General features: G+C 68.4%; 17 protein-coding genes. 4 read left to right on the top strand and 13 right to left on the bottom strand.

Annotation, left to right across the window (positions count from 1 at the left end):
* Positions 1–167: 167 nt before the first annotated feature.
* Both HD595_RS38930 and HD595_RS38925 read right to left on the bottom strand, forming a co-directional pair.
* Entirely contained in the window at positions 168–4,523 is a 4,356-nt protein-coding gene (locus HD595_RS38930) for a ThuA domain-containing protein (RefSeq protein ID WP_253778175.1), read from the bottom strand.
* Positions 4,524–4,981: 458 nt separating this feature from the next.
* Entirely contained in the window at positions 4,982–5,533 is a 552-nt protein-coding gene (locus HD595_RS38925; protein ID WP_253778173.1) for a galactose-binding domain-containing protein, read from the bottom strand.
* Between the two features lie 381 nt (positions 5,534–5,914).
* Here HD595_RS38925 and HD595_RS38920 point away from each other — a divergent pair, with 381 nt between their 5' ends.
* Positions 5,915–8,266 carry a collagenase gene (locus HD595_RS38920; RefSeq protein ID WP_253778171.1) on the top strand — a complete coding sequence of 784 codons (2,352 nt, stop codon included), beginning with the start codon at positions 5,915–5,917 and terminating at the stop codon, positions 8,264–8,266.
* Positions 8,267–8,373: 107 nt separating this feature from the next.
* Here the strand turns inward: HD595_RS38920 and HD595_RS38915 are convergent, their stop codons facing one another.
* The 6 genes from HD595_RS38915 to HD595_RS38890 form a co-directional block, all read right to left on the bottom strand.
* A complete protein-coding gene (locus HD595_RS38915; protein WP_253778169.1) occupies positions 8,374–9,045 on the bottom strand; it encodes a GntR family transcriptional regulator in 672 nt (223 codons plus the stop codon).
* 129 nt (positions 9,046–9,174) lie between these two features.
* Positions 9,175–10,146, bottom strand: a complete 972-nt coding sequence (locus HD595_RS38910; protein WP_420540737.1) for an ABC transporter ATP-binding protein — start codon at positions 10,144–10,146, stop codon at positions 9,175–9,177.
* A complete protein-coding gene (locus HD595_RS38905) occupies positions 10,146–11,102 on the bottom strand; it encodes an ABC transporter ATP-binding protein (RefSeq protein ID WP_253778167.1) in 957 nt (318 codons plus the stop codon). Before HD595_RS38905 ends, HD595_RS38910 begins: the two co-directional genes overlap by 1 nt.
* Entirely contained in the window at positions 11,099–12,082 is a 984-nt protein-coding gene (locus HD595_RS38900; RefSeq protein WP_253778164.1) for an ABC transporter permease, read from the bottom strand. Before HD595_RS38900 ends, HD595_RS38905 begins: the two co-directional genes overlap by 4 nt.
* A complete protein-coding gene (locus HD595_RS38895) occupies positions 12,079–13,020 on the bottom strand; it encodes an ABC transporter permease (protein ID WP_253778162.1) in 942 nt (313 codons plus the stop codon). The genes HD595_RS38900 and HD595_RS38895 overlap by 4 nt, the downstream gene beginning before the upstream one ends.
* The gene (locus HD595_RS38890) at positions 13,017–14,693 is read right to left on the bottom strand and encodes an ABC transporter substrate-binding protein (protein ID WP_253778160.1); all 1,677 of its coding nucleotides are present in this window, start codon (positions 14,691–14,693) and stop codon (positions 13,017–13,019) included. The genes HD595_RS38895 and HD595_RS38890 overlap by 4 nt, the downstream gene beginning before the upstream one ends.
* Positions 14,694–15,012: 319 nt before the next feature.
* On the opposite strand from HD595_RS38890, the gene HD595_RS38885 reads away from it, so the two are divergent.
* Positions 15,013–15,963, top strand: coding sequence for a LysR family transcriptional regulator (locus HD595_RS38885; protein ID WP_301309709.1), 951 nt, complete (start codon positions 15,013–15,015; stop codon positions 15,961–15,963).
* Positions 15,964–15,995: 32 nt separating this feature from the next.
* On the opposite strand, the gene HD595_RS38880 is transcribed toward HD595_RS38885, so the two are convergent.
* Positions 15,996–16,964, bottom strand: coding sequence for a M64 family metallopeptidase (locus HD595_RS38880; RefSeq protein ID WP_253778156.1), 969 nt, complete (start codon positions 16,962–16,964; stop codon positions 15,996–15,998).
* 216 nt (positions 16,965–17,180) lie between these two features.
* On the opposite strand from HD595_RS38880, the gene HD595_RS38875 reads away from it, so the two are divergent.
* Positions 17,181–19,889 (top strand): immune inhibitor A domain-containing protein, encoded by a 2,709-nt coding sequence (locus tag HD595_RS38875; RefSeq protein ID WP_253778154.1) that lies wholly within the window; start codon positions 17,181–17,183, stop codon positions 19,887–19,889.
* 286 nt (positions 19,890–20,175) lie between these two features.
* Here HD595_RS38875 and HD595_RS38870 read toward each other — a convergent pair whose 3' ends face one another.
* Genes HD595_RS38870 through HD595_RS38855 form a run of 4 tightly spaced genes read right to left on the bottom strand, consistent with a single transcriptional unit; the run spans position 20,176 to position 24,200 of the window.
* Positions 20,176–21,600 carry an ABC transporter ATP-binding protein gene (locus HD595_RS38870; RefSeq protein ID WP_253778152.1) on the bottom strand — a complete coding sequence of 475 codons (1,425 nt, stop codon included), beginning with the start codon at positions 21,598–21,600 and terminating at the stop codon, positions 20,176–20,178.
* Complete coding sequence (locus HD595_RS38865; protein WP_253778150.1) at positions 21,587–22,168, bottom strand: ABC transporter permease subunit; 582 nt, start codon at positions 22,166–22,168, stop codon at positions 21,587–21,589. Before HD595_RS38865 ends, HD595_RS38870 begins: the two co-directional genes overlap by 14 nt.
* Positions 22,165–22,950, bottom strand: a complete 786-nt coding sequence (locus HD595_RS38860; protein ID WP_253778142.1) for a Rossmann-like domain-containing protein — start codon at positions 22,948–22,950, stop codon at positions 22,165–22,167. Before HD595_RS38860 ends, HD595_RS38865 begins: the two co-directional genes overlap by 4 nt.
* Positions 22,947–24,200, bottom strand: a complete 1,254-nt coding sequence (locus HD595_RS38855; RefSeq protein ID WP_253778140.1) for an ATP-grasp domain-containing protein — start codon at positions 24,198–24,200, stop codon at positions 22,947–22,949. Before HD595_RS38855 ends, HD595_RS38860 begins: the two co-directional genes overlap by 4 nt.
* 243 nt (positions 24,201–24,443) lie before the next feature.
* Here HD595_RS38855 and HD595_RS38850 point away from each other — a divergent pair, with 243 nt between their 5' ends.
* Entirely contained in the window at positions 24,444–26,858 is a 2,415-nt protein-coding gene (locus HD595_RS38850) for a glycoside hydrolase family 5 protein (RefSeq protein WP_253778138.1), read from the top strand.
* The last annotated feature ends 61 nt before the right edge of the window (positions 26,859–26,919 follow it).

Raw genomic sequence — 26,919 nt, 5'->3', positions numbered from 1 at the left:
CCGTGCACGAAAGAATCCGCGGACAACAGTCTTGTTCTTCCCGCCCGCCTCAGCCGACCGACAGAGCCCCAGGTCAGAGCCGCCGCAGAAAATCCTGGACACAGCCGCAACAAGGCCATCACCGTCAGGGGCGCGGTGCGTCAGCTCGCGCCGGCTCCTTCACGGAGTCAGGCGCGGCGAAGCGTGAAGTCGTCCACGTCCAGATTCGAGCCGTTGAAGGTGAGGTACAGCCTGACGGGCTTGTCCGGCACGTTGGTCAGGGGGGTCGAGATGTCCTGGTAGGACTCCCACCCGCCGGTGTTGGGCACGGTCACGCGGCCCAGCACCGGTCCGGTCGGCGAGTCCGTGCGGATCTCGAAGCCCCCGGTCGGGTTGACCGAGGCGACGCGGGCGGTGAAGGAGGTGACGCCGGCGAGGTCCACCTCGTCGTAGGCCGCCCAGTCGCCCGGGTTGACGAAGCCGAGCACGGTTCCGCCGTGCGCCGGGGTGTGCGGGTAGGTCTGGACGCCGTTGGCCTGGGACCAGTTCTCCGCCTGGATGACGGTGTCGCCGGTGGACGGCCCGAGTTCCTTGACGCGGATGTTGCGGAAGGAGACGGTGTCGCCGTCGCCGTGGTTCTGGATGCCGATGTGCCCGTCCTTGAGCGAGCGCGCCGGATCGGTGTTGGTGAAATCGTTGATCTTGACGCCGTTGAGCAGCACCTGGACGCGTTCGCCCTCGACCTTGATCTCGAAGGCGTTCCACTGGCCTGGCGGGTTGAGCGCCTTGTCGCGCGCGGCGATGTCGGCGGACTTGAAGCCGTAGATCGCGCCGGTGGTCCTGTCGGCCGCGTCGGTGGCGTCGATCTGGATCTCGTAGCCCTTGCCGACCGCCGACCAGGGGTCGGTGGAGGGCGGGAACCCGATGAAGATCCCGGAGTTGTCGTCTCCGGCCGCCTTCCAGTCGAGCTTGAGCGAGTAGCCCTTGGTGAACTCCTTGGCCTTGTACCAGTACAGGCCCATGCCGCCCGTGGAGGTCAGCGTGGCGTCGGCGTTGGTGAAGCCGCCGGGTCCCGCCTGCTCCCAGCCGGTGGTCGAGCCGTTGTAGAGGGCGGTGTAACCGGCCTCCGGGCGGCAGTCGGCCTGAGCGGTCCCCATCGCGTACGCGATGCCGCCCTTGAGGTGCCGCAGGAACGCCTGCTCCGAGAAGGTCTCCGGGGTGTGGCCGAGACCGGTGTAGAACGAGCGGCCGCCCTGGTAGGTCTTGCACCACGAGATCGGATGGTCGGCGCCCATCTTCCCGCCGCTGTAGGAGGACTCGTCCAGTGTGGCCAGGACGTGCGCCGTGGCACGCGGGTTGGACTTGTAGTCGTACCACTCGTCGGTCCTGGTCCAGGTGGTGCCCAGGTGCGCGGTGGCCGGGTTCGCCCGGTCCTCCACCTTGATCGTGGCCTGCTGCGTCGCCGGGTGGCTGGAGAACCAGGCCCCGGCGAGCTCGCCGTAGAACGGCCAGTCGTACTCGGTGTCGGCCGCCGCGTGGACCCCCACGTAACCGCCGCCCGCCTTGACGTAGGACTCGAAGGCCGCCTGCTGGTCGGCGTTCAGCACGTCACCCGTGGTGTTGAGGAAGGTCACCGCCTTGTACGTGGCCAGATTCGCGGTGGTGAAGGCGCCGGGGTCCTCGGTGGCGGTCACCTTGAACCCCATGTTCCTGATCGCCTGAATGCCGGCGGCGATGGAGTCGTGCCGGAATCCCGTCGTGCGGCTGAAGACCAGGACGTCACCGTCTCCGACGGCGTCGCTGCCGCCGGTCGGTGGGCTGAATCTCTGGTTGGCGCCCCCGTCGCACGTGCGGATGACCAACTGCGCCTTGTCGGCGGCATCAAGGCATTTGCCCAGCGCCTTGATCGTGCCGGCGGCACTGTCCACGGTCCACTTCTGGGCGTTGGTGGCGTTGCAGGTGTAGATCTGCACCTTGGTGCCGTCAGCGGTGTCGGCCCCCTTGACGTCCAGGCATTTGCCCAGCGCCTTGATCGTGCCGGCGGCACCGTCCACGGTCCACTTCTGGGCGTCCGTGCCGTTGCATGCGTACATCTGCACCTTGGTGGAGTCGGCGGTGTTCGCTCCCGCGACGTCGACGCAGCCGCCGGGGCCGCCGATCGGCCCGGTGACAGGCTGCGTCGCGGCCTCGGGCGAGAGGGTGAAGGAGTCGACGTCGAACAGCGCGCCCGCGCCTCCGGTGAAGACCAGGAACAGGCTGTCGGTCCTGGTGGTGACGCCGGTCAGCGCGGTCTCGACGTCCTGGAAGGTCTCCCAGCCGCCGGTCTTCGGCACGGCCACCTTGCCCACCAGCGGCCCGCTCTGCGAGCCGGTGCGGATCTCGATGTCTCCGCCCGCGCCCCCTGAGGAGATCCGGAAGCGGGCGGACCTGGCGGCGCTCAGCTCGTAGGGCTTGAAGGAGATCCAGTCGCCGTTCTCGATGTAACCGACCGTCTTGCCGCCCTCCGCCGCCTGCTTGTCCACCTTCTGGACGCCCGAAGCGGCGGCGTAGTGTTCGGCCTGCCGGTGCCTGGGCTGCAGGATGAGCTCCTTGCTGCCGGTCAGCTTGCCCCTGTCGGTGTAGGAGGCGTTGAACACCGCGAAGATGTTGGCCGCGCTGTCGTGCTCGCCGTCCTTGGGGATGGTCAGCGTGCCCTCGCAGCCGTTGGTGGAGGTGATGGGGTGACCATGGCTGTCGTGACCGAGGATGTAGGTCACCTTCACGGCTGCGCAGTCGATCGTGCCGTCCTCGGGGTCGGTCACGGTCACCTTGAAGGGCACCTTGTCGCCCCACTCGAACAGTTGACCCTCGCGCGGCGTCGGGAAGGCGACCGTCGGCGCGGTGTTACCCACGGTGATCGGCACGCCTGCCGTGCCTGAGTTGCCGGCCGGATCCTTCACCGTGAGCGTCGCCTGGAATTCGCCCTTGGCGGTGTAGGTGTGCGTCGGATTGGCCTGGGTCGAGGTGCCGCCGTCGCCGAAGTCCCATGAGTAGCTCAGCGCCTGGCCGTCGGGGTCGGCCGAGCCCTCGGACGAGAAGACGACGGTCAGCGGCGGCTGCCCTGACGTCTTGTCCGCCGACGCCTGCGCGGTCGGGCTCCGGTCACGGCCCTTGATGTACTCGATGCGATAGAGCGCGGAGTTCTCGTCGCCGCCGAAGCTGCCGGTGCCGTAGTCCAGCACGTAGAGCGCGCCGTCGGGTCCGAAGGCCAGGTCCATCACCTGGGTGCCGCTCCACGGGAAGTTCGTGACGTGGTTGTCGGCGGGACTGACGGCCTTGATCCAGCGGCGGCCGTACTCGCCGAGGAAGACCATGTTGTCCAGATCCTGAGGGAACTTCACCGCGGACTGCAGGTCCGGGTCGTAGTGGTAGACAGGTCCCCCCATCGGCGACTCCGACCCCGTGCCGAACTCGGGCGGGCTGCCCGCGTCACCGCCGTACCTGATCCAGGCCGGTTGCACGGGCGGCAGCTTGGCCAGACCGGTGTTGCGGAAGGAGTTGTTGGTCGGGCCTCCGGCGCAGTCGTACTTGGCTCCGGACGGTCCGGAGGGGAAGGCGTATTCGCTGTAGGTCTCCGCGGGCGTGTTGGTTCCCGTGCAGTAGGGCCAGCCGAAGTTGCCCGCTTGGCTGACCTTGTCGAACTCGACCTGCCCTGATGGCCCGCGATTGGGATCGGGTGCGCCCGCGTCAGGACCGTAGTCGCCGACGTAGACGACCCCGGTCTTCTTGTCGACGCTCATCCTGAACGGGTTGCGGAAGCCCATGGCGTAGATCTCGGGCCGGGTCTTCGCCGTGCCCGGCGGGAACAGGTTGCCCGACGGCACCGTGTAGGACCCGTCGGCGGGATTCACCGTGATCCGGATGATCTTGCCCCGCAGATCGTTGGTGTTGGCCGAGCTCCGCTGGGCGTCGTAGGCGGGGTTGCGGTCGGTCCGCTCGTCGATCGGCGCGTAGCCGGCGGAGTCGAAGGGGTTGGTGTCGTCGCCGGTCGACAGGTAGAGGTTGCCCTGGGCGTCGAAGTCGATGTCGCCGCCGACGTGACAGCAGATGCCCCGATCCGCGGGGACGTCCAGGACCTTCCTCTCGCTCGCCGCATCGAGCGTCCAGTCCGCCTGCAGCGTGAACCGCGACAACCGGTTCACTCCCTGCCAGGAACTCCAGTCGGTGCCGGTCGCCGGTGCGTCACCGCCCGGGGTCGACAGCTTGGGCGCGTAGTAGAGGTAGATGGTCCTGTTGGTGGCGAAACCCGGATCGGCGGCCACCCCCTGCAGGCCCTCCTCGTCGTGGCTGTAGACCGGAAGCGCGCCGACGACCTTGGTGGTTCCGGCCTTGTCGGTACGGCGAAGCGTCCCGTCGCGCGAGGTGTGGAGCACCGACAGATCCGGCAGCACCGCGATGCTCATGGGCTCGCCTGTCTCGGCGGAGCCCTTGGCCAGCGTCACGGCCTGGTAGTCGGCTGGATCGATGGTGTCGTGGGCTCGTGCCGGCAGGGTCAGGGTCGTCATGCCGGAGACGGCCAAGGCTAAGACGCTCAAGCGAGCGAGCCAGCGGGGGGTGTGAGGAAACATGCGCCGTCCTTGATCTCGAGGAGATTGCGGCGAGTTTCATCCGAATTTAGACACAGCGTGCAGCGAAGTCCAGCATCTTTTGTCGAGAAAAATCAGAATAATGCTTATCGATCATCAGATGCCCTTTCAGGCCCACAGACGCTTCCGCGCGCCGTCCCGCACGGACAGCACCCTCCTGTCTTGATAAAATTCCTGGCCACTCAGTCATGACGCGCGTTCACAAGATCTTCAGAAGAGCCAGTAACGATCAGCGGGAGGGGTGGACGTCTCAAGCAGTTATGTCGTTGAAAATGCAACTTGTGCTTGACCATCGTCTTAATCGCCCGCTTCAGCATCCGCGAAATGAGGTCCGTGGCGGCAGGTCCACCCCGGCTCCGCCCAGCGCATCAGCTCGATCACGCCCCAAGTCCGCCGTCGGCCGGTCCCTGACGGTGCCGGTCAGCCAGAACGCGCGCTATATCCGCATCCAGCTGGTGGGGTCGGACCGACCGCTGTCTCTCGGAGCCGACCAACTGGACGCGGACGTAACGGGCCGTGCGGCCGACCGCCAAGGTGAGAGCTCTTTCCACCGCGGCGCTCTGGCGGTGGCTCCACACACTGCTCTGCTTGATGATCTCCGGATCGTCGGAGGCGAAGGGGGTGTCAGAGGCGAACACGTAGAAGTCACGTAGTCGGTTGGCGCAGCAGTCGGTGCGGTTCCACAGCTTGATCGAGCTGATCGGCTGGGAGGAACCCAGGTCCACCTGCCACCACGGGTTGGTCTCCAACGGATTCTCGGAGGTGTGGGTGACCGACCCGAGCCCCAGGTCGCCGTTCGTGGTGCCGTCCACCGCCCTTTCGGCTGACAGTGAATAGCCCGTGCTGGACTGCGTCGCGGTCCTGCCGAGGGCGAGGTTCCCGTCGAGGTTGCGCACGGCCTGTCCGATCACCTTCAGCTGCGCCATCATCAGGTCGGAGATGTGCCCGTTCTTCGGCGCAGGTCAGCGAAGCGCCGTCCGGAATCTACGGTCGTGACCGCCACGCCGTCGAACGCGATCGCGGCGACCGCGCATCATCGGCGATCCATCTCACCGACAGGTGAATGCCAAGAAAATGGGTCTTGTCAGAAAGATGTCGCATGTGCAATTTTACACATCACACAGAGGTCCCGGCCGGCCGCTCTCCTCGCCCCCCAAGGAGAAGGACGGGAAATGTCTGCCCGACGACTAGTAGCCTCGCTACTCAGCGCCATCACTCTCATCGCAGCCGGAGCCGGCACTCCGGCACTCGCCGCAAGCACTGACACGCCGCTCTCCGCGCCCACCCCCCGCAAGCAGGACGGTCGGAAGGTGGACGGCAGGACCAAGATCGCTGATCCCAAGGCACCCGACGCGATCAATCAACGACAACGTCCCGCCGAGAGCGAACCGCTTCTCTCCCCTGCCGAGAACGCGCCGAAAGCGCTCCTGAAGGCGGATACCGCCGCGGCCGCCGCCTGCTCGGTGTCCGACTTCACGAACCACACCGGCAGCGCCCTGGTGTCCGCCATCAAGGCCGCGTCCGTGAGCTGCATCAACTCGCTGTTCGCCCTCACGGGCTCCAACCAGTACTACGCGTTCCGCGAATCACAGATGATCACGGTCGCCAACGCGTTGCGCGCCAACGCCGCCTCGTACGACGGCACCAACGCCGCGAGCACGGAGCAACTGGTGCTCTACCTGCGCGCGGGCTATTACATCCAGTTCTACAATCCCGACACCGTGCCGGCGTACACGAGCTCGATGGCGAGCGCCATCGAGGGCGCTCTGGACACGTTCTACGCCAACAGCCATGCCTACGACGTCACCGACGCCAACGGCGAGACCCTCGGCGAAGCGGTCACCCTGATCGACAGCGCCCGCGAGAACGCCCGCTATCTGTACGTGGTGAAGCGGCTGCTCGACAACTACACCAACGCCTACAACTCGCTCTGGTACCTGCGTAACGCGGTGAACAACACCTTCACCGTCCTGACCCGCGGCGAATGGGTGCCCGGATATCCCGCGGCCGTCCAGGCGGATCCCTCCATCGTGGACAGCCTCTCGAACTTCGCCAGGCAGCACATGGATCTGATCGGCGGCGACTCCGAGTTCATCGACGTCAACGCGGGCGGCGAACTGGCCCGCTTCGTCCAGTACGCCGGCCTGCGTGGCAAAGTACGCCCGCTCGTCACATGGCTGCTGGACAACACCTCCATCACGGGCGCCCGGCAATCGCTGTGGATACGAGTCGCGATCGTCGCCAACGACAAGGATCCCGACAACTGCTCCTCCTACGGCACCTGTGACCTTCCCAACCGGGTGAAGGCCGCGATCCTGCCCCAGAACCACACCTGCTCGCAGGGCGTGCTGCACATCGTCGCCCAGCGGATGACGACGCAGGAGTTACAGGACGCGTGCGCCAGCATGCTCAACCAGAACGCCTACTTCCACAAGATGGTCGAGGACGGCGGACAGCCGGTCGCCAACGACTACAACGCGAACATGGAGATCGTCGTCTTCGCCTCGGCCGGCGACTACCAGCAGTACGCCGGCTACCTCTACGGCATCGCCACCAACAACGGCGGCATGTACCTGGAAGGCGACCCGTCCAAGCAGGGCAACCAGCCGCGTTTCATCGCCTACCAGTGGCCCACCGACAACGGCTTCGCGGCCCGCGTCTGGAACCTCAACCACGAGTACACGCACTACCTCGACGGCCGCTACGACACCTACGGCGACTTCGTGGCCGAGACCGTCAAGCCGAACATCTGGTGGATCGAGGGCGTGGCCGAATACGTCTCCTACTCCTACCGCGACCTCGCGTACACCGCCGCGTTGAACGAGGCGCCCAGGCACACCTACGCGCTCAGCACGCTGTTCGATTCCACCTATGACAACTCCGATGTGAACCGGACCTACCACTGGGGTTACCTCGCCGTCCGGTACATGTTCGAAAAGCACCGCTCCGACGTGACCAGGCTGCTCGGCTACTACCGGGCCGGCGACTACACCACCGCCTACACCTTCACCAAGTCGCTCAACTACAACAGCGACTTCACCGCCTGGCTCGACACCCTCTCCGGCGGCTCAGGCAACAGGCCGCCCACCGCCTCGTTCACGGTGACCACCAGCGGGCTCACCGCCGGCTTCACCGACACCTCGACCGACCCCGACGGAAGCATCGCCTCCCGCTCCTGGACCTTCGGCGACGGTACGTCGTCCACGTCCGCCAACCCCACGCACACCTACACCGCGGCGGGCACCTACACCGTCACCCTGAAAGTCACCGACAACGCCGGCACCCCCGCGACCACGTCCAAGACCGTCACGGTCGGCTCGTCCGGCCTCCCGACCTGCACCGGGTCCAACCCGCAGGCCATGGACAAGAACTGCCAGCGCGCCGACATCTCGGCGGCCGGCGGCGACTACGCCTACTTCTCCATCTACATCCCCGCCGGCACCACGTCGCTGAACATCACGGTCTCGGGCGGCAGCGGCAACGCCGACCTCTACTTCAACCCGAGTGACTGGGCCACGACCGGCGCCTACACCGCCAAGTCCACCAACTCCGGCAACAGCGAGACCCTCACTGTCACCAACCTGAGCCCCGGCACGTACCACTACATCAGCCTCTACGCGGCCAGTGCCTTCTCCGGCGCGACCATCTCCACCCGTTACTGACACACAGTGAAGTACGGCCTCCGGCGCCGCCGGAGGCCGTACCCCTATGGCACAGGCGGCATCCTCCGCAAGACCACCGACCTGGGGTCCTCGATATGACGCGCGGCTCAGGACTCGGGCCTGTCGGCCCAGATGCCCCGTACGTGGCGCAGGTGCCTGCGCATCAGCGAAGCCGCGGCTTCGGCGTCGCCGGAGGCCACGACATCGAGCAGGTCGAGATGCTCGCGGGCGGAGTCGGCGAGTTTGCCTCCCTCGGCCAGGCGGGAGATGCCGTAGAGCCGGGAGCGATGACGGAGCTCGCGGACCGTTCCCAGCAGGTGGGCGTTGCCGGCCAGAGCCAGCAGATTCAGGTGGAAGGCTTCGTCGGCCTCCACATAGCGGACCAGGTCCCCCTCCTCGGCCGCGGCCACGATGGCCTCGGCCCAGGGCCGCAGCCTGAGGATCCGGTCGGCTGGCACCGTCGCGGCGATCTTGGCGATGGTGGGCACCTCGATCAGCTCACGGATCTCGATGATCTCGTCGAGATCCCGCTCGGAGAGCTCGGTCACCCGGAAACCCTTGTTCCGCACCGCGATGACCAGGCCCTCCTTGACCAGATCCAGCATCGCTTCGCGGACGGGAGTGGCGGAGACGTTGAACTGCTCGGCCAGGGCGGGTGCCGAATAGATGACGCCGGGGCGCATCTCGCCGGCGATCAACGCCGCGCGTAACGCGTTGGCGACCTTCTGGCGGATGTTCTCGCGTACCCCGAGATCCGGAAGGTTCAATGGCTCCGACATCACGCCTCACACTTCTGACAATCCACCACCGGTACGGTGTCACATGATGTTAGCGTTCACCACTGTGCACCCGGACGGCCCCGGTCGGATTGTGATCATGATCGGCGGTTCTTCGACTCCGCGAGGGAATCACGCTGAGGTCTCTGCGTAGTGGCAGGCCACCTTTCGTCCTCGTACCTCACGGAGCTGGGGGGCCTCCGACTCGCAGCGGCGCTGAGCGAGAGCGCAGCGCGGGTGGAACGAACAACCAGGTGGTGGAGCCGCGGGCGACGGTGGATCACCGCGCAGGACGATCCGCTCGCGAACCGCTTCGATCTTGGGATCCGCGACGGGTACGGCGGACAGCAGGGCGCGCGTATAGGGATGGGCCGGATCTGAGTACAGGGACGCCGCCGGCCCGATCTCGACGATTCGGCCCAGGTACATCACCGCGACCCGGGTGCATACGTGCCGGACGATCGAAAGATCGTGCGCGATGAACAGATAGGCGAGCCCACGTTCCTCCTGGAGGTCGGAGAGCAGGTTGATGATCTGTGCCCGGATCGAGACGTCCAGAGCCGATACCGCTTCGTCGCACACGATGAGTTTCGGCCCGTTGGCCAGCGCGCGGGCGATTCCGACACGTTGGGCCTGCCCCCCGGAGAACTCGTGCGGGAATCGGTCGGCGTGCTCCGGTGCGAGCCCGACCCTCTCCAGCAGTTCGATCACCTGATCACGGCCGAGCACCCTGCGTGGACCGGCCACGATCTGGTTCACCGTGTGCCGCGGATTGAGCGAGGAGAACGGGTCCTGGAAGATCATCTGCATGGTCCCGCGTAGCGGGAGCAATTCCCGCTGACTCAGGTGCGTGATGTCCTGCCCGTTGAGATGCACGGTGCCCGAGGTCGGCTCCAGCAGGCGGACGATCATCCTGCCGGTGGTCGACTTGCCACATCCCGACTCGCCGACCAGGCCGAGTGTCTCGCCTTGCGCCACCTCGAACCCGACCCCGTCGACTGCCCTGACGCCACCTCGAAACGTCATGGCCAGGTCCCGGACCTCCAGCAGGGGCATGGATTCCGGTACGGTCGGCGCGTCCAGTGCCGCACGCACGCTTTTCATCACATCTCTCCTTCACGGTGGCAGGCGACCTGGCGCACCGTCCCCAGCAGGGCGGGCTGTTCGGTCGCGCAGATGTCCAAGGCCACCGAACAACGAGGATGGAACCGGCACCCGGGCGGGAACGCCGACGGTGAGGGTGGGCTGCCGGGGATCGCCCGCAACCTGCCACCGCCAGACCCCTCAATGCCCCGCCCGAGCCCGGGTACCGACGCGAGCAGCCCCTGCGTGTAGGGGTGCCGCGGGTCATCGAAGACGCGCGCCGAGGCCGCGCGCTCGGCGGCTCGGCCGCCGTACATGACCAGGACGTCGTCGGCGATGCGCGCCACGACGCCCAGATCGTGAGTGATCATGATGATGCCCAGGCCGTACTCGGACTGCAGACGCTGGATGAGCTCCAGGATCTGCGCCTGCACGGTGACGTCCAACGCGGTGGTCGGCTCGTCGGCGATCAACAGGTCGGGCTCGCACGCCAGGGCCATGGCTATCATCACGCGCTGGCGCATGCCGCCCGAGAAGCGGTGCGGGTGTTCGCGCGCACGTCTGCGCGGCGCCGGGATGCCCACTTCGCCGAGCATCTCGACGGCGCGTTCGTGCGCGGCCTTGCGTGAGGCCTTCTTGTGCAGCCGGTACGCCTCGGCGATCTGCTCCCCCACCGTGTAGAAGGGATGCAGCGACGAGAGCGGGTCCTGAAAGATCATGCTCATGCGTGCGCCACGCAGCGATCGCAGTCGTCCTTCCGGCGCTCCCACCAGCTCCTCACCGTCGAAGGTGACGGAGCCGGTGACGCTCGCGCCCCGAAGCAGTCCCATGATCGCGAGCGTGGAGACGGACTTGCCCGAGCCGGACTCCCCGACGATGCCCAGCGTGCGTCCGCGATCCACGGTGAACGACACGCCGTCCACCACGCGCACGCGACCGAAGGCGACCGACAGGTCGTCGACGCGCAGGAGGCTCATGTGTACCTCACCCGAGGATCGATGACGCCGTAGAGGAGATCGACGACGAGATTGGCCAGCGTGATGAAGAGAGCCGCCAGCAGGGTCACGCCGAGCACCACCGGCTGGTCGGATTTGCCGATCGCGTCGAACGTGAGCTTGCCCAGCCCGGGAAGGCCGAACATGGTCTCCGTGATCATGGCTCCGGCGAGCAGTCCGCCCAGGTCGATACCGAAGATCGTGAGGATCGGCGTCATGGTCGAGCGCAGGCCGTGCTTGACCACGACGGTCCGCTCGGGCAAGCCCTTGGCGCGTGCTGTCCGGATGTAGGGCTCGGCCATCGTCTCGATCATCGAGGCGCGCGTGAGCCGGATGTACATGGCGGCGTACAGGGCGGCGAGCGTGATCCACGGCAGGAGCAAACTGGCGGCCCACGCGGCGGGGTTGTCCAGGACTGGCTGGTAGTCGGGGAAGGGCAGCAGCTCACCCTGGAGGATCACGAAGTAGATCAGCAGGGCGGCGATGAGATAGACCGGTGCCGACGTCGTCGCCAGCGCGGACAGCACGATGCCCCGATCCAGCAGCGATCCCTTGCGCAGGGCGGCCATGATCCCCAGGACCACGCCCACCACCAGCCAGAGCACGGCGGCACCGGCCGCCAAGGAGGCGCTGACCCCGAGGCGGTCGAGCAGCAGATCCCAGACGGGGCTCGCGTACTGCCAGGAATAGCCGAAGCAGGGCGCGGCGCATTCCAGGCCCGAAGTCCCCAGGGTACGGCCGGCGAAGATTCCGGTCAGATAGGACACGAACTGGGCGAGCACGGGCTGGTCGAGACCCATCGCGTGCCGGACGTCGGCCAGTCGTTCGGTGGTGCAGCTCTTCCCGCACGCGTCCAGTGCCGGGTCGTCGGGCAGCAAGTAGAAGATGGCGAAGGTGATGGCGCAGATGACCAGCAGGATCAAGGCGATCGCAGCCAAGCGACGAAGCGCGTAGACGATCATGATCGCACCGCCTTCGGATCGAAGGCGTCACGCAGGCCGTCACCGAGCAGGGTGCAGGCGAGCACGGTGAGCCCCAGGAACGCGCAGGGCACCGCCAGGTAGACGGGATCCGTCATGAACCAGCCGCGGGCGTTGTTGATCATCTGTCCCCAGGACGGGGTGGGCGGTCGCACGCCGACGCCGAGAAAGCTGAGTGCCGCCTCGGCCCCGACGTAGGCGGGGACGGCTTGCGTCGCGTAGACAAGGATCGGCGCGGTGAGGCCGGGAAGGATCTCCTTGACAAGGATGTAACCGGTCATTCCACCCCCGACTCGCGCGGCCTCGACGTACTCGCGGTGCTTGATGGTCAGGACCTGTCCCCGCACGATCCTGGCCACGACCGTCCAGCCGAAAATCGAGAGAACCGCGACGAGCAGGACGATGCGGTTGACGTCACGGACGACCGACAGGATCGCGATCATGAAGATGAGGCTGGGGAAGGACATGAGGAGGTCCGTGATCCGGCTGATCATCGTGTCCGCCCAGCCGCCGAGGAAGCCTGCGAGCAGGCCGAGCACGAGACCGGTGACGACGGTGATCGCGGTGGCGAGCATCGCGATCAGCAGCGAGATCCGGCCGCCGTACAGGATGCGGCTGAGCACGTCGCGGCCGGTCACCGGCTCGACTCCGAGAAGGTGCTCGGTGTCGATGCCGCCCCAGGCTCCCTTGGGGAGGCCACCCATGTTCGGGTCGATGGCCGTCTTGTCGAAGGTCTCCGGAGCCCAGCCGGTCCACGCGGTGATCACGGGGGCCAGGGCGGCCAGGAGGACCAGTGTCAGCACGACGACCAGCCCGGCCATCGCCGGGCGATCCTCGCGCAGCCTGGCGAGTGCGAGCCGGCCGGGCGACCGCGCGGCCCGTGGCGTCGTCGCGGCGACCTCGCGTGCCGCCACCCTCACGATGACTTCTTCACGCCGATCACGGCGTAGTCGAGCTGGGCGGCCCAGACCGGGTGGTTGACCGCGCCGACGACGTCCTTGCCGGTGATGTAGCCGCGCTTCTCCAGGTACAGCGGCGCCTGCGGGAGCTGTTGCATGATCTGCGCGTCGAGATCCCGCCAAGCCTTCTTGGACGCCGCCGGATCGGTGATGGCGTAGATCTCGTCGATCTTCTTGTCGATCGCCGGATCCTTGAAGAACGCGACGTTGCCGCTGTTACCGGTCTGCTTCACGCTCCGGCCGTCGAACAGCGGGGGCAGGAAGCTCGACCCGTTGGGATAGTCCGGGCACCAGCCGTAGGTGGCGAGTTCGTCGGCCTTTCCCTGATCCCCGATGGTGTCGTAGTACACGGAGGCGTCCACCGGGTTGATCTCGACCTCGATGCCGATCTTCTTCAGGCTCTCCTGGATCGACACCTCGACGGGGGTGCTCGAACCGGTGCTGGCGGTGAGCTTGAGTTTGAGCGGAGTGGCGACTCCGGCCTCGGCCAGGAGCGCTTTGGCCTTCGCGACGTCACCGGTGGGCGGGATCTGGAACACGTCCTGCGTGGTCCCGTCGGTCATCGCGGGCGGTAAGTAGGCGGTGGCGATGTCGGCCATGTTCGGCCCGCCCATCGCCGTCTGCACGGACTCCTTGTCGATCGCGCTGTAGATCGCTTGTCGTACCTTCGGATTGTCCAGGGGCTTCTTGTTGAGGTTGAAGACCAGCGTGCTCGTGCAGCCGGTCGGACCTGTGAACAGACGTTCCTTCGCCTGGGGGTTGGGCAGGATCTTCGACAGACTCTGCGGTCCGGCCGAGCCCCACGGCACGCTCGTGGCATCCTCGCCCGAGCTGGCGATGAGCCTGTCGGTGATGGTGTCCTTGTCCTGCCCCTGCTTGACGTGGATCTTGTCCGGCAGCGCCAGCCGTACCGGGTCGGTTCCCTGGTCCCAGTGCTCGTTGCGCGTCAGTACGAGTTCCTTGCCGCGCTCATACCCCTCGATCTTGTAGGGCCCGGAGGAGAAGGGCCGGTTGTCGTACTCGACCTTGGTGTCCTTCGCCTCGGGCACCGGCGAGAAGGTCGGCAGAGTGACGGTGTAAGGGAACTCGCCCGCCGCTCGCTTGAGCCTGAAGATGATGGTCTTGTCGTCGGGGGCCTCCACCGACGCCAGATGCCTGCCCCCGTAGGGCCCCTTGTACTCGGTGCCGCCGACAAGGAGCCGTTGCGCGTAGTCGGGGCCACCGCTGATGTCGGGCGCCATGGAACGCTCGACGTTGTGCTTGATGTCCGCGGCCTTGACGGGTGTGCCGTCCTCGTATTTCAGGCCGTCCTTGAGGGTGAACTTCCAGGTCTTGCCACCGTCCTCGGAGGTGCCGAGGTCCGTGGCCAGATCGGGCACGATCTCCGAGCTGCCCGCCTTGAAGGTGACGAGCGTCCGGTAGAGCAAGCGGGTGCCGAACATGATGGCCGGCATGGTCCAGTTACGTGCAGGGTCCAAGTGGTCGAAGTCGCTGACGGCCAGGACGGTGAGCGTCCCGCCCTTCGTGACCGCGGAGGATGCTCCGGACTTCGGTGCGGCCGCCTTCCCGCCTCCTCCGCAAGCTGCGGCTGACAGGAGCACTGCGATCGCCAGTAAACCGATCTTCTTCGACATGGCCACTCCGTGTGGGCGTCGGACGGTGTGACATGTAAAATAGTAGTGTGAAATAGTAGAGGCAATAAGCGTTACGGAGCCGTGTCCTGGCGAGGCTTCCGCGCCTCCGTCGCCGCCGAAGCGCCCTCCCCCAGGCGCAACCGCCTGACGGCCCACTCACCTGACAGAAAATGGGTCTTGTCAACCCCTGTCGCGTGTGAAATTTTACACCTCACATTGTGGTCCGCACCCTTCGATGGCTCCTACTCTCCCCCCGGTCCGCCTATGTCCAGAGCCACCTCATTAATCTCTTGGCTCTGGATGCGAAGGACACAACAGCATGCAACTGGAACTTCGGCACTTACGTACGGTGGTGACCATCGCCGAGGCCGGCAGCCTCAGCCGTGCCGCGGCCCGTCTTGGCGTCTCCCAGCCCTCACTCACCGCTCAGCTCCAGCGCATCGAAGAGTCGCTGGGCGGCCGGCTGTTCCACCGCAGCCGTTCGGGTGTCACGGTCACGCCATTCGGCCAGTTCGTCCTGACCCGCGCCCGCGCGGCTCTCGTCACCTTCGACGAACTGCTCAAGGGCGAGCACGTCGATGCGGAGCTCAGCCCCATCCGTCTCGGCGGGTACGCCACCCCGATGCTGAGCGGCCTGCTCAGGCGCCTCGACGATGCCCTGGGAACGGCCTTCACCGTTCATACGGAGCACTCTCCGCGCCTGCTGCTCGACCTGCTCGCCGCTCGCCGCCTGGACGCCGCCACCCTGATCGACTATCCCGGTCACGAACTGCCCTCGGTGCCGTCCGTGGACATCCGCACGATCGGCACCGAGCCCGTCTTCATCGCGATCAACAGCCGTCACCCGCTCGCCTCCCGGCCGGAGGTCTCCCTGACCGACCTGGCCGGCGAGGACTGGGTGATATCGCCGCCCGACGGCGCGGGCTGGCCGGAATATCTGCTGACCGCCTGCCAGGAAGCCGGATTCACCCCGCGGATGGTGCACGTGATGGTCGAGGTGGCCATGGTCCGCGATCTGATCGCCAACCATCGTGCGATCTCGCCTTGCATGGCCACCTTCGGCGCCGAGGCCGACATCACCGTCCGGCCGCTGGCGGGTACTCCGTTACGCGTACGACACCTGATCGCCTGGCGGCGGGAAGGGCTCCTGGCCGGGCGCGGTGACGAGTTGTGGCGGTTGGCCACGGATGCTCACCGCGAAGCTCTGGCCGGCCAGCCCCACCACGCCGCCTGGCTCGCCCGAAGCGGCTCCCTTCCTCAGGCCGAGTGAGTGATCGTCGAGCTGTCGGGACAGCGCTCCGATCAGCCGGTCTTCGCGCGGATGGCTCTGATCATGGCGTTGAGCCCGATCGTGTTGAACGGGCGCCCCAGACTGCGCATCAAGGAGTTCTCCGAGGGACGGTAGATGCCGTACAGGTAATATCTGGCGCCCTCGTAGGTGCCGATCACACCGCCGTCGGGAGTGGGCTGACCGAGATACTGGTACCACTTGAGCCGGTAGTCCCGCTGGGTCTCGGCAGGGTAGACGCTGACGTTCTGTTCGTAGGGCTCGCCCCCGGTGTAGCGGCCGTAGGGGTAGTCGTACTCGTCGGCGAGATCGGCCATCGAGTGGCCGAGCTCATGGGCGACGATCCATCCGGAACTGGTGTTGCCGCCCGAGGCCGTGGCGACGCCGCCGCCGGCTCCCCCGTACTTGGTGGAGTTGCCTAACGCGAGGATCTGATCGGCCTGGGGGGCGTTGGCCGCGTAAGCCCGGGCCGCGTTCTCGTTCACGCACAGGAGGCGTTCGGTCCCCCCGCACCAGAACCCCATCCCGAGGGCGGTGTTACGGGAGATGCCCTGGGTCGGGTCGTTGTCGACTCCGGACTGCGGGGAGATCACGTCGACCATCCACACGTTGAAGGAGTTCTTGTACGTCCTGAACGGCTCCACCGTCTGGAGGAACGCCCACTTCTCCGCCGCGTGCGCGTGGAAGAGCCCCAGTTCGGAACTGGTGTAGCCGTCGCCCACGAAGACCAGGTCGAACCGCTGAGCGGACGGCCCGGTCTGCTGGAGCGCGGTCACGTTCGCCGGCGGCGGGACGGCGAACGACGTGCGTGGCTGTGCACGCTTGGGGATCTTCACCTGCTGGATCGTCCCGTCTTCGGCGAACACCTCCACCCATTCGGTCGGCTGTCCGGCGGAGTTCGGGCGAGGCTCGGCGAGGGCTGGGCTGACGGTCAGCGCACTGATCAACAGCGCGCTCGCCACCATACAGAGTGCATGGCGCATGGGGACTCCTTGTGCTGGGGGGTCTTGTCCCAAGCGTGGGCACGCTGCTCCAGCGTGGATAATCCCGCTTGCCATAGCTCCCGAACTATGGGCGCGCGTCCTGCCTCCGAGCCGCAAAGCACGTCGGGCATCGTTAGCAATGTGATATTGCACTGCATGTCGATGGCTTCTAACGTCCCTCTTGGCATTTCTCCGCCCCCCGCTGAGAGGAACACCGTGTCGAAGCATCTCTTAGCCGCCATCGGGCTTGTCGCGGCGACGACCCTGGGAGGAGGGATCATCGGCGACCAGCCGAGCGGTGCCCGTTACGAGCCGCGGCCCGCTGATCACTACCTCAACTACGACGACCCGCTGGTCGCCCCCGACCCCCTCGAAGAGCGGCCCGGCACCAAGCGGGCAGCCACGCCCCGACCCCTCAAGGGCACCACCGAGGGCAACCCGGTGACTGCCAGGGTGCTGGCCGCACGGCAGGACGAGGCGCTGCGCACCGGGCAGAACCCGTTCGAGTTCATCTACAAGAAGTCAAAGGTCACCAAGACCGCGAAGCTGCTGACGTTACTGGTGGAGTTCAGCGACACCGCCGGAGACGATTTCTCCGGCTACAGCCATCCGAAGACCACCGGGGACCAGAACGACTGCGTCACCGAGCCCCCCGGAGCCAAGATCGGCGGGCCTCTCCACAACCGGCTTCCCGACCCGGCCGCCAGCGGCAAGGACAACTTCACGTACTGGGTGAAGGACTTCAGCACCAAGCACTACAACGACATGCTCTACTCCGACCGCGGCATCACCGAACGGGTCCGTACCGACCTCACCGACCCGCGCGACGGCAAGAAGGGCATCGATGTCTCCGGCAGCCTCAAGGGCCTGTACCAGGAGATGTCGAAGGGCGCGTACACGATCACCGGTGAAGCCGTCGGCTGGCTCACGCTCCCGCATTCCGAGGCCTACTACGGCGCCGGCCGCTGCGGACAACCCGTCCAGGACAACGCCGGTCACCCGAGCAACCCCCGCTACCCGAACGGCGCCCAGCAACTCCCGGTCGACGCCGTCAACGCCCTCGCCGCCCGGAATCCGAGCTTCCCGTGGGCCGACTACGACATCGAGGACGTGGGCGACGCCGACCGCGACGGCGACTTCGCCGAACCCGACGGCGTCATCGACCACCTTGTCATCGTGCACGCGGGCGAGGACAAGCTGGCCGGGGGCGGCGCACAGGGGACGTTCGCCTTGTGGGCGCACTCCAGCACCGTCCAGGGCGGCTCCACGATTCCCGGGACAGGTATCAAGATCTCCAACTACATCATGCAGGGCGAGAACGCCGGGGTCGGCATCTTCGGCCATGAGTACGGCCACGACCTGGGCCTGCCCGACCTCTACGACAGCCAGGGACCGAGCAGCGACAGCAGCGTCGGCTTCTGGGACCTGATGTCGGCCGGCTCGCACACCGGAGTGCTGTTCCAGTCGATGCCCACGCACATGGGCCTGTGGGACAAATGGATCCTCGGCTGGGCCAACCCGAAGGTGATCGACCCCGGCTCCCGCACCCAGTACCTGACGCTCGGGCAGGCATCCCGTACGCCGAGGTTCACGCAGGACGGCGTCATGGTCAACCTGCCCGACAAGGAGTTCCCGCTGACCACTCCGCACAGCGGGAGCAGGGCCTGGTGGTCGGACAACACGCAGAACTGGGCGGACGTGCGGCTGAGCCGTACGATCCAGGTCCCCGCGGACGCGCGCTGGTGGATGTGGGACAACTACGTCATCGAGAACGAGTGGGACTACGGCTTCGTCGAGATCTCCACCGACAACGGGGCGACCTGGACCGAGCAGAAGATCTACAACGAGGCGGGACAGCTCGTCTCGACTGACGACGGCTACGGCGACCCCAACGGGAGGCTGCGCGACTACGGCCACAAGAAGTACGGTCTGACCGGCACGTCCGGCGGCTGGCGGCACGACTACGTCGACCTGTCGGCGTACGCGGGCAGGACCGTCCAGTTGCGGCTGCGCTACGCCACCGACGCCAACACCAACGAGCGCGGCTGGCTGGCCGACGACTTCTCCCTGACCTCCTCGGGTGCCACCGTCTGGAGCGACGACGTCGAGGGCGGCGCGAACGGCTGGACCGCCATCGCCGGATCCTTCGCGAACACCAAGGGGCCGGGCTGGACGCTCAATGACGGCATCGCCAGGACCAAGCACTACTACTTCGCCGAGTGGCGCAACACCGATGGCTTCGACAAGGGCCTGGCCTGGGGATACGACCACACCATCAGCCGGGACGGCATCCAGAACGTCGAACGCGTCAAGTACAACGCGCCGGGCCTGGTGGTGACGTACGGCGACGCCCGCTACGAGTGGAACGACGTGGACGCCTACCGGTACGACCCTCCCTCGATCGGGTCCAAGGGACGGCTGCTCGTGCTCGACTCGCATTTCGATCCGCTGCGCCGTAGCGGAGAGGGCGCCGAGCACGATCCCACCTGGCACAAGAACATGACCGCACGCATCCAGAGCTCCAACGCGGCGTTCACCTTCTTCGGCACCTACCCGCAGCGGGAATGCCTGGAGGACTCGGCCGTCTACTGCACCAGCCTTCCCGCACAGAGTCCGGTCACCCGCTTCACCGACGCCAAGACGTGGTACCCCGGTCTGGAGATCAGGGACGGGCAGCCTGTGCTCCGCAACGGGGCGGCGTCCGTCGTCGTGCCGTCGTCGGGCGGCCAGCCGTACACGACCCGGGTCGTGCACGCGGACGGGACCCCGGCCGGCGAGTTCTACGGACAGGAGCTCAACGGGCACAAGCTCGGCACCGGAAACCCCGGTGACGAAGGAAAGGCGCTGGGCGTACAGCTCCGCCTGGTCGCTCCGCTCCCCGGCGACATGGGAGCGGTCGTGGAAGTCACCGCGGCCGAGAAGTAGAAGGGACGCTCCGAAGGGGCCGCACAGGTCATCCGTGACGGCCCCTTTCGTCGTGCTCACCCCGCTTCCGCGCGTTGATCACCTGCAGATCTGACGTGCTCTCCAGTCGAGGACTTGAACTTCGGCGAGGGACAGAGGTCGGTCGGAGCCGACGAGCTGAGGGACGACGGCCCGGACGACCCTGTCGCACGCATGACGCCCTGTCCCTTCCGTGAAAGACCTTCAGCGACTCACCTCCGAGAGGCGGAGGAGCGTCCCGGCTGGGCGAGGGCGCCGGGGAGGTGTCTCACCCGTCCGGGGCGGGGAGGAGCACCCGGCCGGCGGGGCGGCGCAGGATCTGGGCGGCGGGGCCGTGATCGATCAGGCGGCCGTCGTGGAGGACCGCGACCCGGTCGGCGATCCGCGCGGCCAGGGGGAGGTCGTGGCTGATGACCATGAGAGTCACGTCGAGGGCGGTGAGCAGGTCGAGCACCTCGGCCTGGGTGACGGGGTCGAGGCCGGAGGTGATCTCGTCGCAGATCAGTACGTCGGGGCGGGCGAGCAGGGCGCGGGCCAGGGCGGCGCGCTGGAGTTCGCCGCCGGAGAGCGCGTGGGGGCGTCGCCGGACGGTGTCGTGGCCCAGGCCGAGCCTGGTGAGGACCTCCACGGCCTCTTCCCTGGCGGTGGTCACGGGCTGGGAGCGCAGGCGTACGGCGGTCCGGGTGACCTGGTCCACGACGGCGCGGTAGGGGTCGAACGAGGCCAGGGCGTTCTGGAAGACGTACTGGACGCGGGCCAGGTCGGTGCGGTCGCGGCGCCGGGGCAGGGGGCGGCCGGCCAGGCGTACGACGCCGGAGGACCAGGGGCGCAGGCCGGCGACGCAGCGGGCGAGCGTCGTCTTTCCGCTGCCCGAGCGGCCGACGACGGCCAGGCGTTCGCCTCGGGTGACGTCGAGGCTCACCTCGCGCAGGACCCCGGCGCGGAGATCTTCGATCTCCAGGAGGGCGACCGGTTGCGCGCGGGGCTCCGGCGCGCGGGGGCGCGCGGTGACCAGAGCCTTGGCGTACTCGGTACGCGGGGCGTCCAGGACCGTGGGGCCGGACTCGACGACGCGGCCGTCCTTGAGGACGACGACCTGGTCGGCCAGCTCCCGTACCAGTTCGAGGTCGTGGCTGAGCAGGACGACGGCGATGCCGAGCCCGGACAGTTCGGCGGCCACCTCGGCCCGGGTGACGGCGTCCTGGCCGGTGGTCGGCTCGTCGGCGACGATCACGGAAGGGCCGGCCAGCAGGGCGTGGGCCAGGACGAGCCGCTGCTGCTGCCCGCCGGACAACTGGTGGGGGAAGCGTCGCAGGAAGTCACGGTCGCCGGGCAGGCGTGCCCTGCGCAGGGCCTCGGGCACGGCCGTGCCGTGGCGCGCCGCGATCTGGCGGAGCACGGTGCCGACGCGCAGCACCGGGTTGAGCGCGGTCGCCGGATGTTGCGGGATGAATCCAACAGTTCCGGGCGGCGGGGGCTGCTCGGCGGTGATGGGGCGCCCGGCCACCGTGATGCGGCCGGTGACGCGGGCGCCAGGTGGGTGTTCGCCGAGCAGGGCGAGCGCGGTGGTGGTCTTGCCGCTGCCGGACGCGCCGACCAGGGCCAGGGTCCGCGCGGCGGGCAGGGTGAAGCTGACGCCGTCCACCAGGGTCCGTCCGGGTACGGTGACCGTCAGATCGTCAACGTGGAGCATGATGGGCTCTCTTCAGTACGCGGTCCACGGTGAGGTTCAGCCCGACGGCGAGCATGACGATCATCAGTGCGGGGGCGAGCACCGCCCACGGGTTGAGGAAGAGCCCGCCCCGGTTGCGGTCGATCATCACCGCCCAGTCGCCCGCGTCCGGCGGCACCCCGACGCCGAGGAAGCTCGCGGCGGCGATGAGATAGAGCGAGCCGGTCAGCCGGGTGCCCGCGTCGGTGGCGAGCACCCGTGCCATGGAGCGGGCGACGAACCCGATCGTGATCCGCCACCAGCCCTCGCCCTGCAGCCGCATGGCATCCACGGCCGGGCGGCTGCCGGCCTCCACGGCGCAGGCGCGTACGAGGCGGGCGATGTCGGGCAGGTGGACCAGCATGACGATCAGGACGAGCGCGCCGTCGGGGGCCAGGGCGGCGGTGAGCATGGAGACGGCGGCGCGGGCCTTCATCGAGCCGACGCCGAATCCCTCCAGCTTCGCCCAGAACCCGCCGTGCGGGTGCGGGAGCGGGGTGGTGATGCGGGCCAGCGGCGTGCCTCCGGCCAGGGACAACAGGTCCTTCATGGCCGCTCCCTGTAACGGAAGACGACGGTGTCGCCGCCGTCGAGCCAGAAGAACGGGTACGGCTCGGCGGACACCGCCGTGACTCCCGCGCCGAGGAAGTGCGGCAGGATCGCGCTGCCCGTCTGGGCGTACATCACCAGCGGCTTGCCCCGGTCGCGGGCATGGCCGAGAAGGACGGAGAAGCTCCCGTTGCCCAGGGTCATCCCCGAGGCGAGCACACAGTCGCAACCGTCCAGGGCCTGCGTGACGTCGGTGGTCACCGGCTCGCCCCACTCGGTGGAGCCGCCCTTCAGGTCGCACGGCACGTAACGCACACCCCGCTCGCGCAGGCGGTGTAGCAACGAGTTGACCACGCCGACCACGAGGACCCGCTCGGCGTCAGCGGGCACCAGGTCCGTCACGGCCGCCGCCCGTGCCAGGGACTTGTCCAGGGACGTTCCCGCCGGCACGGTGACCCGCTCGCCCCAGTGGGGACGGGACGACATCAGGTAGGCGTCGAGCGCGGCCACGCGGATCGCCGGCGCCTGATGGGCCAGCAGGTCGGCGACGGACGCGCCGACGCACTCCTCGACGGTCACGTCGGCGACCTCGTCCGGCTCGACGGCGCAGGAGCCCACGGCCCGGCCCACCCGCAGGCTGACCACGTGATTGCGGTAGGCGCGGCCACGCGAGTCGTGCCGTACGCCCTGCCTGGTGGTGAAGGCGGTGCTGACCCGCTCCTTCGCGGGTTCCGGGCCCAGTTCGCCGGCGAGTGCCCGCCTGGTCAGCGTCGTCAGGTTCATCGTTCGTACTCGACCTTCAGCGCCGCGACCAGCGCCTCCGCCCGCGTCCCGGCGTCGCCCCCCACGAGGTCGGTCACCATGACGTGGCCGAGGTAGCCGTTGTTGCTCGTGGGTTCGCCCGCCTGATGACCGGCCGGCCGGACCGACCAGTCGACGACGTCGGGGGCGGCGGCGAGCTCGCCGGTCCCGTGCACGGCGGCGATCCGCCCGGCGCGTTCGGGCAGCAGGAAGGCGATGGCGGCGCTGCGCACCCCGGTCTCGGCGGGTGTGAGGCCGGGCCGCTCCCCGGCGGCCAGCCTGGCGTGGACCATCGGCAGGTCGATGCCCGTGACCCGGCGGACCAGCTCGGTGATCTGGTTGCCCGCCGGGCGCGGATTGACCTCGATCAGCGCCGGGCCGGCCGGGGTGAGGCGCAGCTCGGTGTGCGCCACACCCAGCTCCAGGCCCAGCGCCTCGACCGCCGCCACCGCGGTCTCCGCAGCCTGCCCGGCCAGGGCGGCGTCGAGGCCGGCGGGGAACACGTGACCGCTCTCGACGAACCACGGCTCACCGGCCAGGCTCTTGCCGGTCACCCCCACCACGTGCACGTCGCCGCCGGAGCTGACCGTCTCGACGCTCACCTCCGGCCCGGTGAGCAACTCCTCCAGCAGGACGAACGGCGCCCGCCGCCGGCCGCGCGCGTTGACGGGGAACCCCTCGAGGGCGAGGAAGGCCGCGCGCAGGCCGGCCTGGTCGTGGGCCTTGCGTACGTACATCCCGCCGCACAGATCGACCGGCTTGACGACGAGCGGGTAGCCCAGGCCGTCCGCCGCCTCCACGGCCTCCTCCCAGGTGGCGGCCCGGGCGAACCGGGGGCCGGGGACTCCGGCGTCCCGGAGGGCGACGCGGGCGAGGTCCTTGCGACAGGCCCGGCGTACCGACTCCGGCGAGGGGCCCGGCAGGCCGAGGCGGGCCGCGACCTCGGCCACGGCGGGCAGGTAGTAGTCGCACGACGACAGCACGCCGTCGAAGCCGAGCGCCTCGTGCAGCCGCTCCACCCATGGAAGCAGCTCCGCGAGGTCGTTGGTCTCGGCGGTCAGCACATGGTCGGCCGCCAGCAGCGGGTGCGACCGGGCGCCGGGCGAGGCGCGCAGGTAGTGGTGCAGGTCGCGGGTGAGGAAGGTGAAGCGGTGCCCCGCGTCGCGGACGGCGCGTGGCAGCAGCGTGCTCATCGCCCCGACCCAGCTTTCGATCATCAACAGGTGTGCCATGCCATCTCCTCTGGCCGGATGTCGTGAAAATGATTACCATTCCTGTCATGGCACTGCAATCCGGACATGGAGACCTCCCGCCCCGCGCCAGGGGTCTCCCGAGGACGGCGGTCGCGGTGATCATGCTGTGACCAGCGGTCCGCCGCCAGGCGACGAGAACGTTCACGCGCCACGGACGCTCCTCAGGTGGGTTCCGCCAAGGAGAACCGACCTGACCGCTTCATTTATGAGCAATGCTCATGTATGGTCGCCGACACTATGGAGAACCGCTGGCTGTCGCCGATCGCCGTGGTGGTGCTGGCCGCCGTCACCGCGCTGGGTGCGGTGTTCGACCCGTCGGGGCTGGCCGCGCCGTACACGTGGACGGGCGCCGACCTGCTGCCCGTCGCCGGGCTCTGGCAGGTGGCCGCGCCGGCCGTCTACGTGCCGCTGCTGCTGGCGGGAGTCGGGACGCTGACGTGGGTGGTCGCGCGCGGACATGCCCCGCTGCGTACCGCACTGCTGGTGTGGGGCGCGGTGGTGTGGTCGGCGATGGCGGCCAAGCTGGTGATGTCGCTGGTGATGGCCTTCGGTGACGTGGTCTACCTGATCTGGTCGACCGGCTTCACCGGCGTCAAGGCGGCGGTCTTCGGCCTGCCGGTCCTGGGGGTCACCTGGCTCGCCCAGCTCCCGCGCCGCCGCCCTTCGAGCTCGACCTCCCCGCCTTCCTCGGCCGCCCCTGCCGCGGCCTCGGCGGCGTTCGCGGCGGCGGGGCCGGGGTGGACGGCGGCGGGGACGGCCGTGGTCCTGGGGGCGTCGGTCGGCGGGGTGTGGTGGGGCGGCTCGCCCGTCGGGTACGCCATCGGCGACTCCCCGCTCGCCCCGGCGCCCGAGGCGGGACCGCTGGGCTGCCTCGCCGCCGTCACCCTGCTGGGCGTGACGACCTGGGCGCTGCACCGCTGGTTCGGCGCCACCACCGCGCCGCGGCCCGTCGTGGCCGGGCTCTCGGCGCTGGGGGCGGCCGCGGCGCTGGGCCTGGTCGAGGTGGCGATCGGGCTCCCCGGCGACCTGTCGGGCGGCGACACGTTCTGGGCACCGGCGCTCATGCTCCGCCTCGCCCCCACGCTCTCCTTCGGCGCCCTCCTCGCCCTCGCGACGGCAGCCCTCGTCGCCCTTCTTCCGGTGCGCACGGGCGTCAGCGCTTCCGCGCCGATACCGATGATGGCGATCGTGGTCGCGGCGGCGCTCGCCGTACCGCTCCTGCGGCCCGCCACCACCACCGCGCCACCGCCGCGCACCAAGGGCCTGACGCTCTCAGCCGACCGCAGGATCGTCGACGCCGACGGCAACGAGGTGCTGCTGCGTGGCGTGAACGTCAACCAGCTCGAAGACTACTTCCAGAAATTTCCGGACAAGGCGGTGACGCGACCGCTCACCGAAGCCGACTTCGCCGGCATGGAACGGATGGGTTTCAACGTCATCCGCCTCGCCCTGTCCTGGTCGGCCCTGGAACCCCGGCCCGGCCACTACGACCCGGCCTACCTCGCCAGGATCTCCTGGGCCGTCGAGACCGCGGCCAAGCACGGCCTGCGCACGGTCATCGACATGCACCAGGACGCCTGGGGCAAGGGCGTCGCCGCCGCCCCCGGCACCACCTGCGACAGCGGTTCCCCGATGCACGGCTGGGACGGCGCCCCCTCGTGGGCCGACCGCTTCGACGGCGCCCCCAGGTGCGAGTTCACCGGACGCGACATCTCGCCGGCCGTCGCCCGCGCCTTCACCAACTTCTACCAGGACCGGGACGGCATCCAGACCCGCCTGGTCGCCGCCTGGGGCATGCTGGCGGAGCGGTTCGCGAACGAGCCGATGGTCGCCGGATACGACCTGCTGAACGAGCCCGGCTTCGGCGAGGCCCCGCCGATCACCTCCGGCGTCCTGCTCAGCCGCTTCTACGACCGGGCGATCAAGGCGATCCGGGCGGGCGAGAGGCGGGGCTTCCCGCACCTGGTCTTCTTCGAACCGTCCGTGCTCTGGTCGGGGCTCGGCTTCGAGGTCTCGATGCCCAGGGACTTCACCGATGACCGGCTGCTCGTCTTCGCCCCTCACCTCTACAACGAGTCGATCACCATCGACCAGGGCACCGGCCTCACCATCACGAGCGTCGAGCGGGGTTTCGACCTGGCGAGCCGGGCGGCGGCGTACTACGGCGCCGGGCTCTGGTCGGGAGAGTGGGGGTGGTTCGGCGACCCGGCCTCGGCTGCGATCACGAGATACACCGACCAGGAGGATCGGCACCGCATCGGCGGCGCGTTCTGGGTCTGGAAGCAGTCCTGCGGCGACGCCCACGCCGGAGCCGGGGCCAGGACCGGCGGCAATCTCATGATCGAGGACTGCGCCACCGGCAAGGACCTGCCCCCGCCCGCCGAATACGTCGCCGAGCTCTCGCGCCCCTATCCCCGCTCCGCCCCCGGCCGCCTGACCGGCCTCACATCGGACCACGCGAGCCTCACGGCCCAGGGCGAAGGCTCCGGATGCGGTCTCGACGTCTGGTTCCCGGGCGACGCCCGGCCGGTCGTCGGTGGCACCGGAGTCACGGGCGTCGCCGTCCGGCAGGCAGTGGGCGGCTGGCGCATCACGGGCTGCACTGGGGGCGCCTACACCCTGACCGCACACCGCTAGCGAGAAGATCGAGGACGTGTGGATCAGACCGATCCGCCGCACGCTGCCGGCGGCTTCGGTC

Source organism: Nonomuraea roseoviolacea subsp. carminata (assembly GCF_024172185.1).
In the GTDB taxonomy this organism is placed as follows: Bacteria; Actinomycetota; Actinomycetes; order Streptosporangiales; family Streptosporangiaceae; genus Nonomuraea; species Nonomuraea roseoviolacea.
Note: the sequence above shows the minus strand (reverse complement) of the source record. Positions and strands in the feature narration are given on the sequence as shown.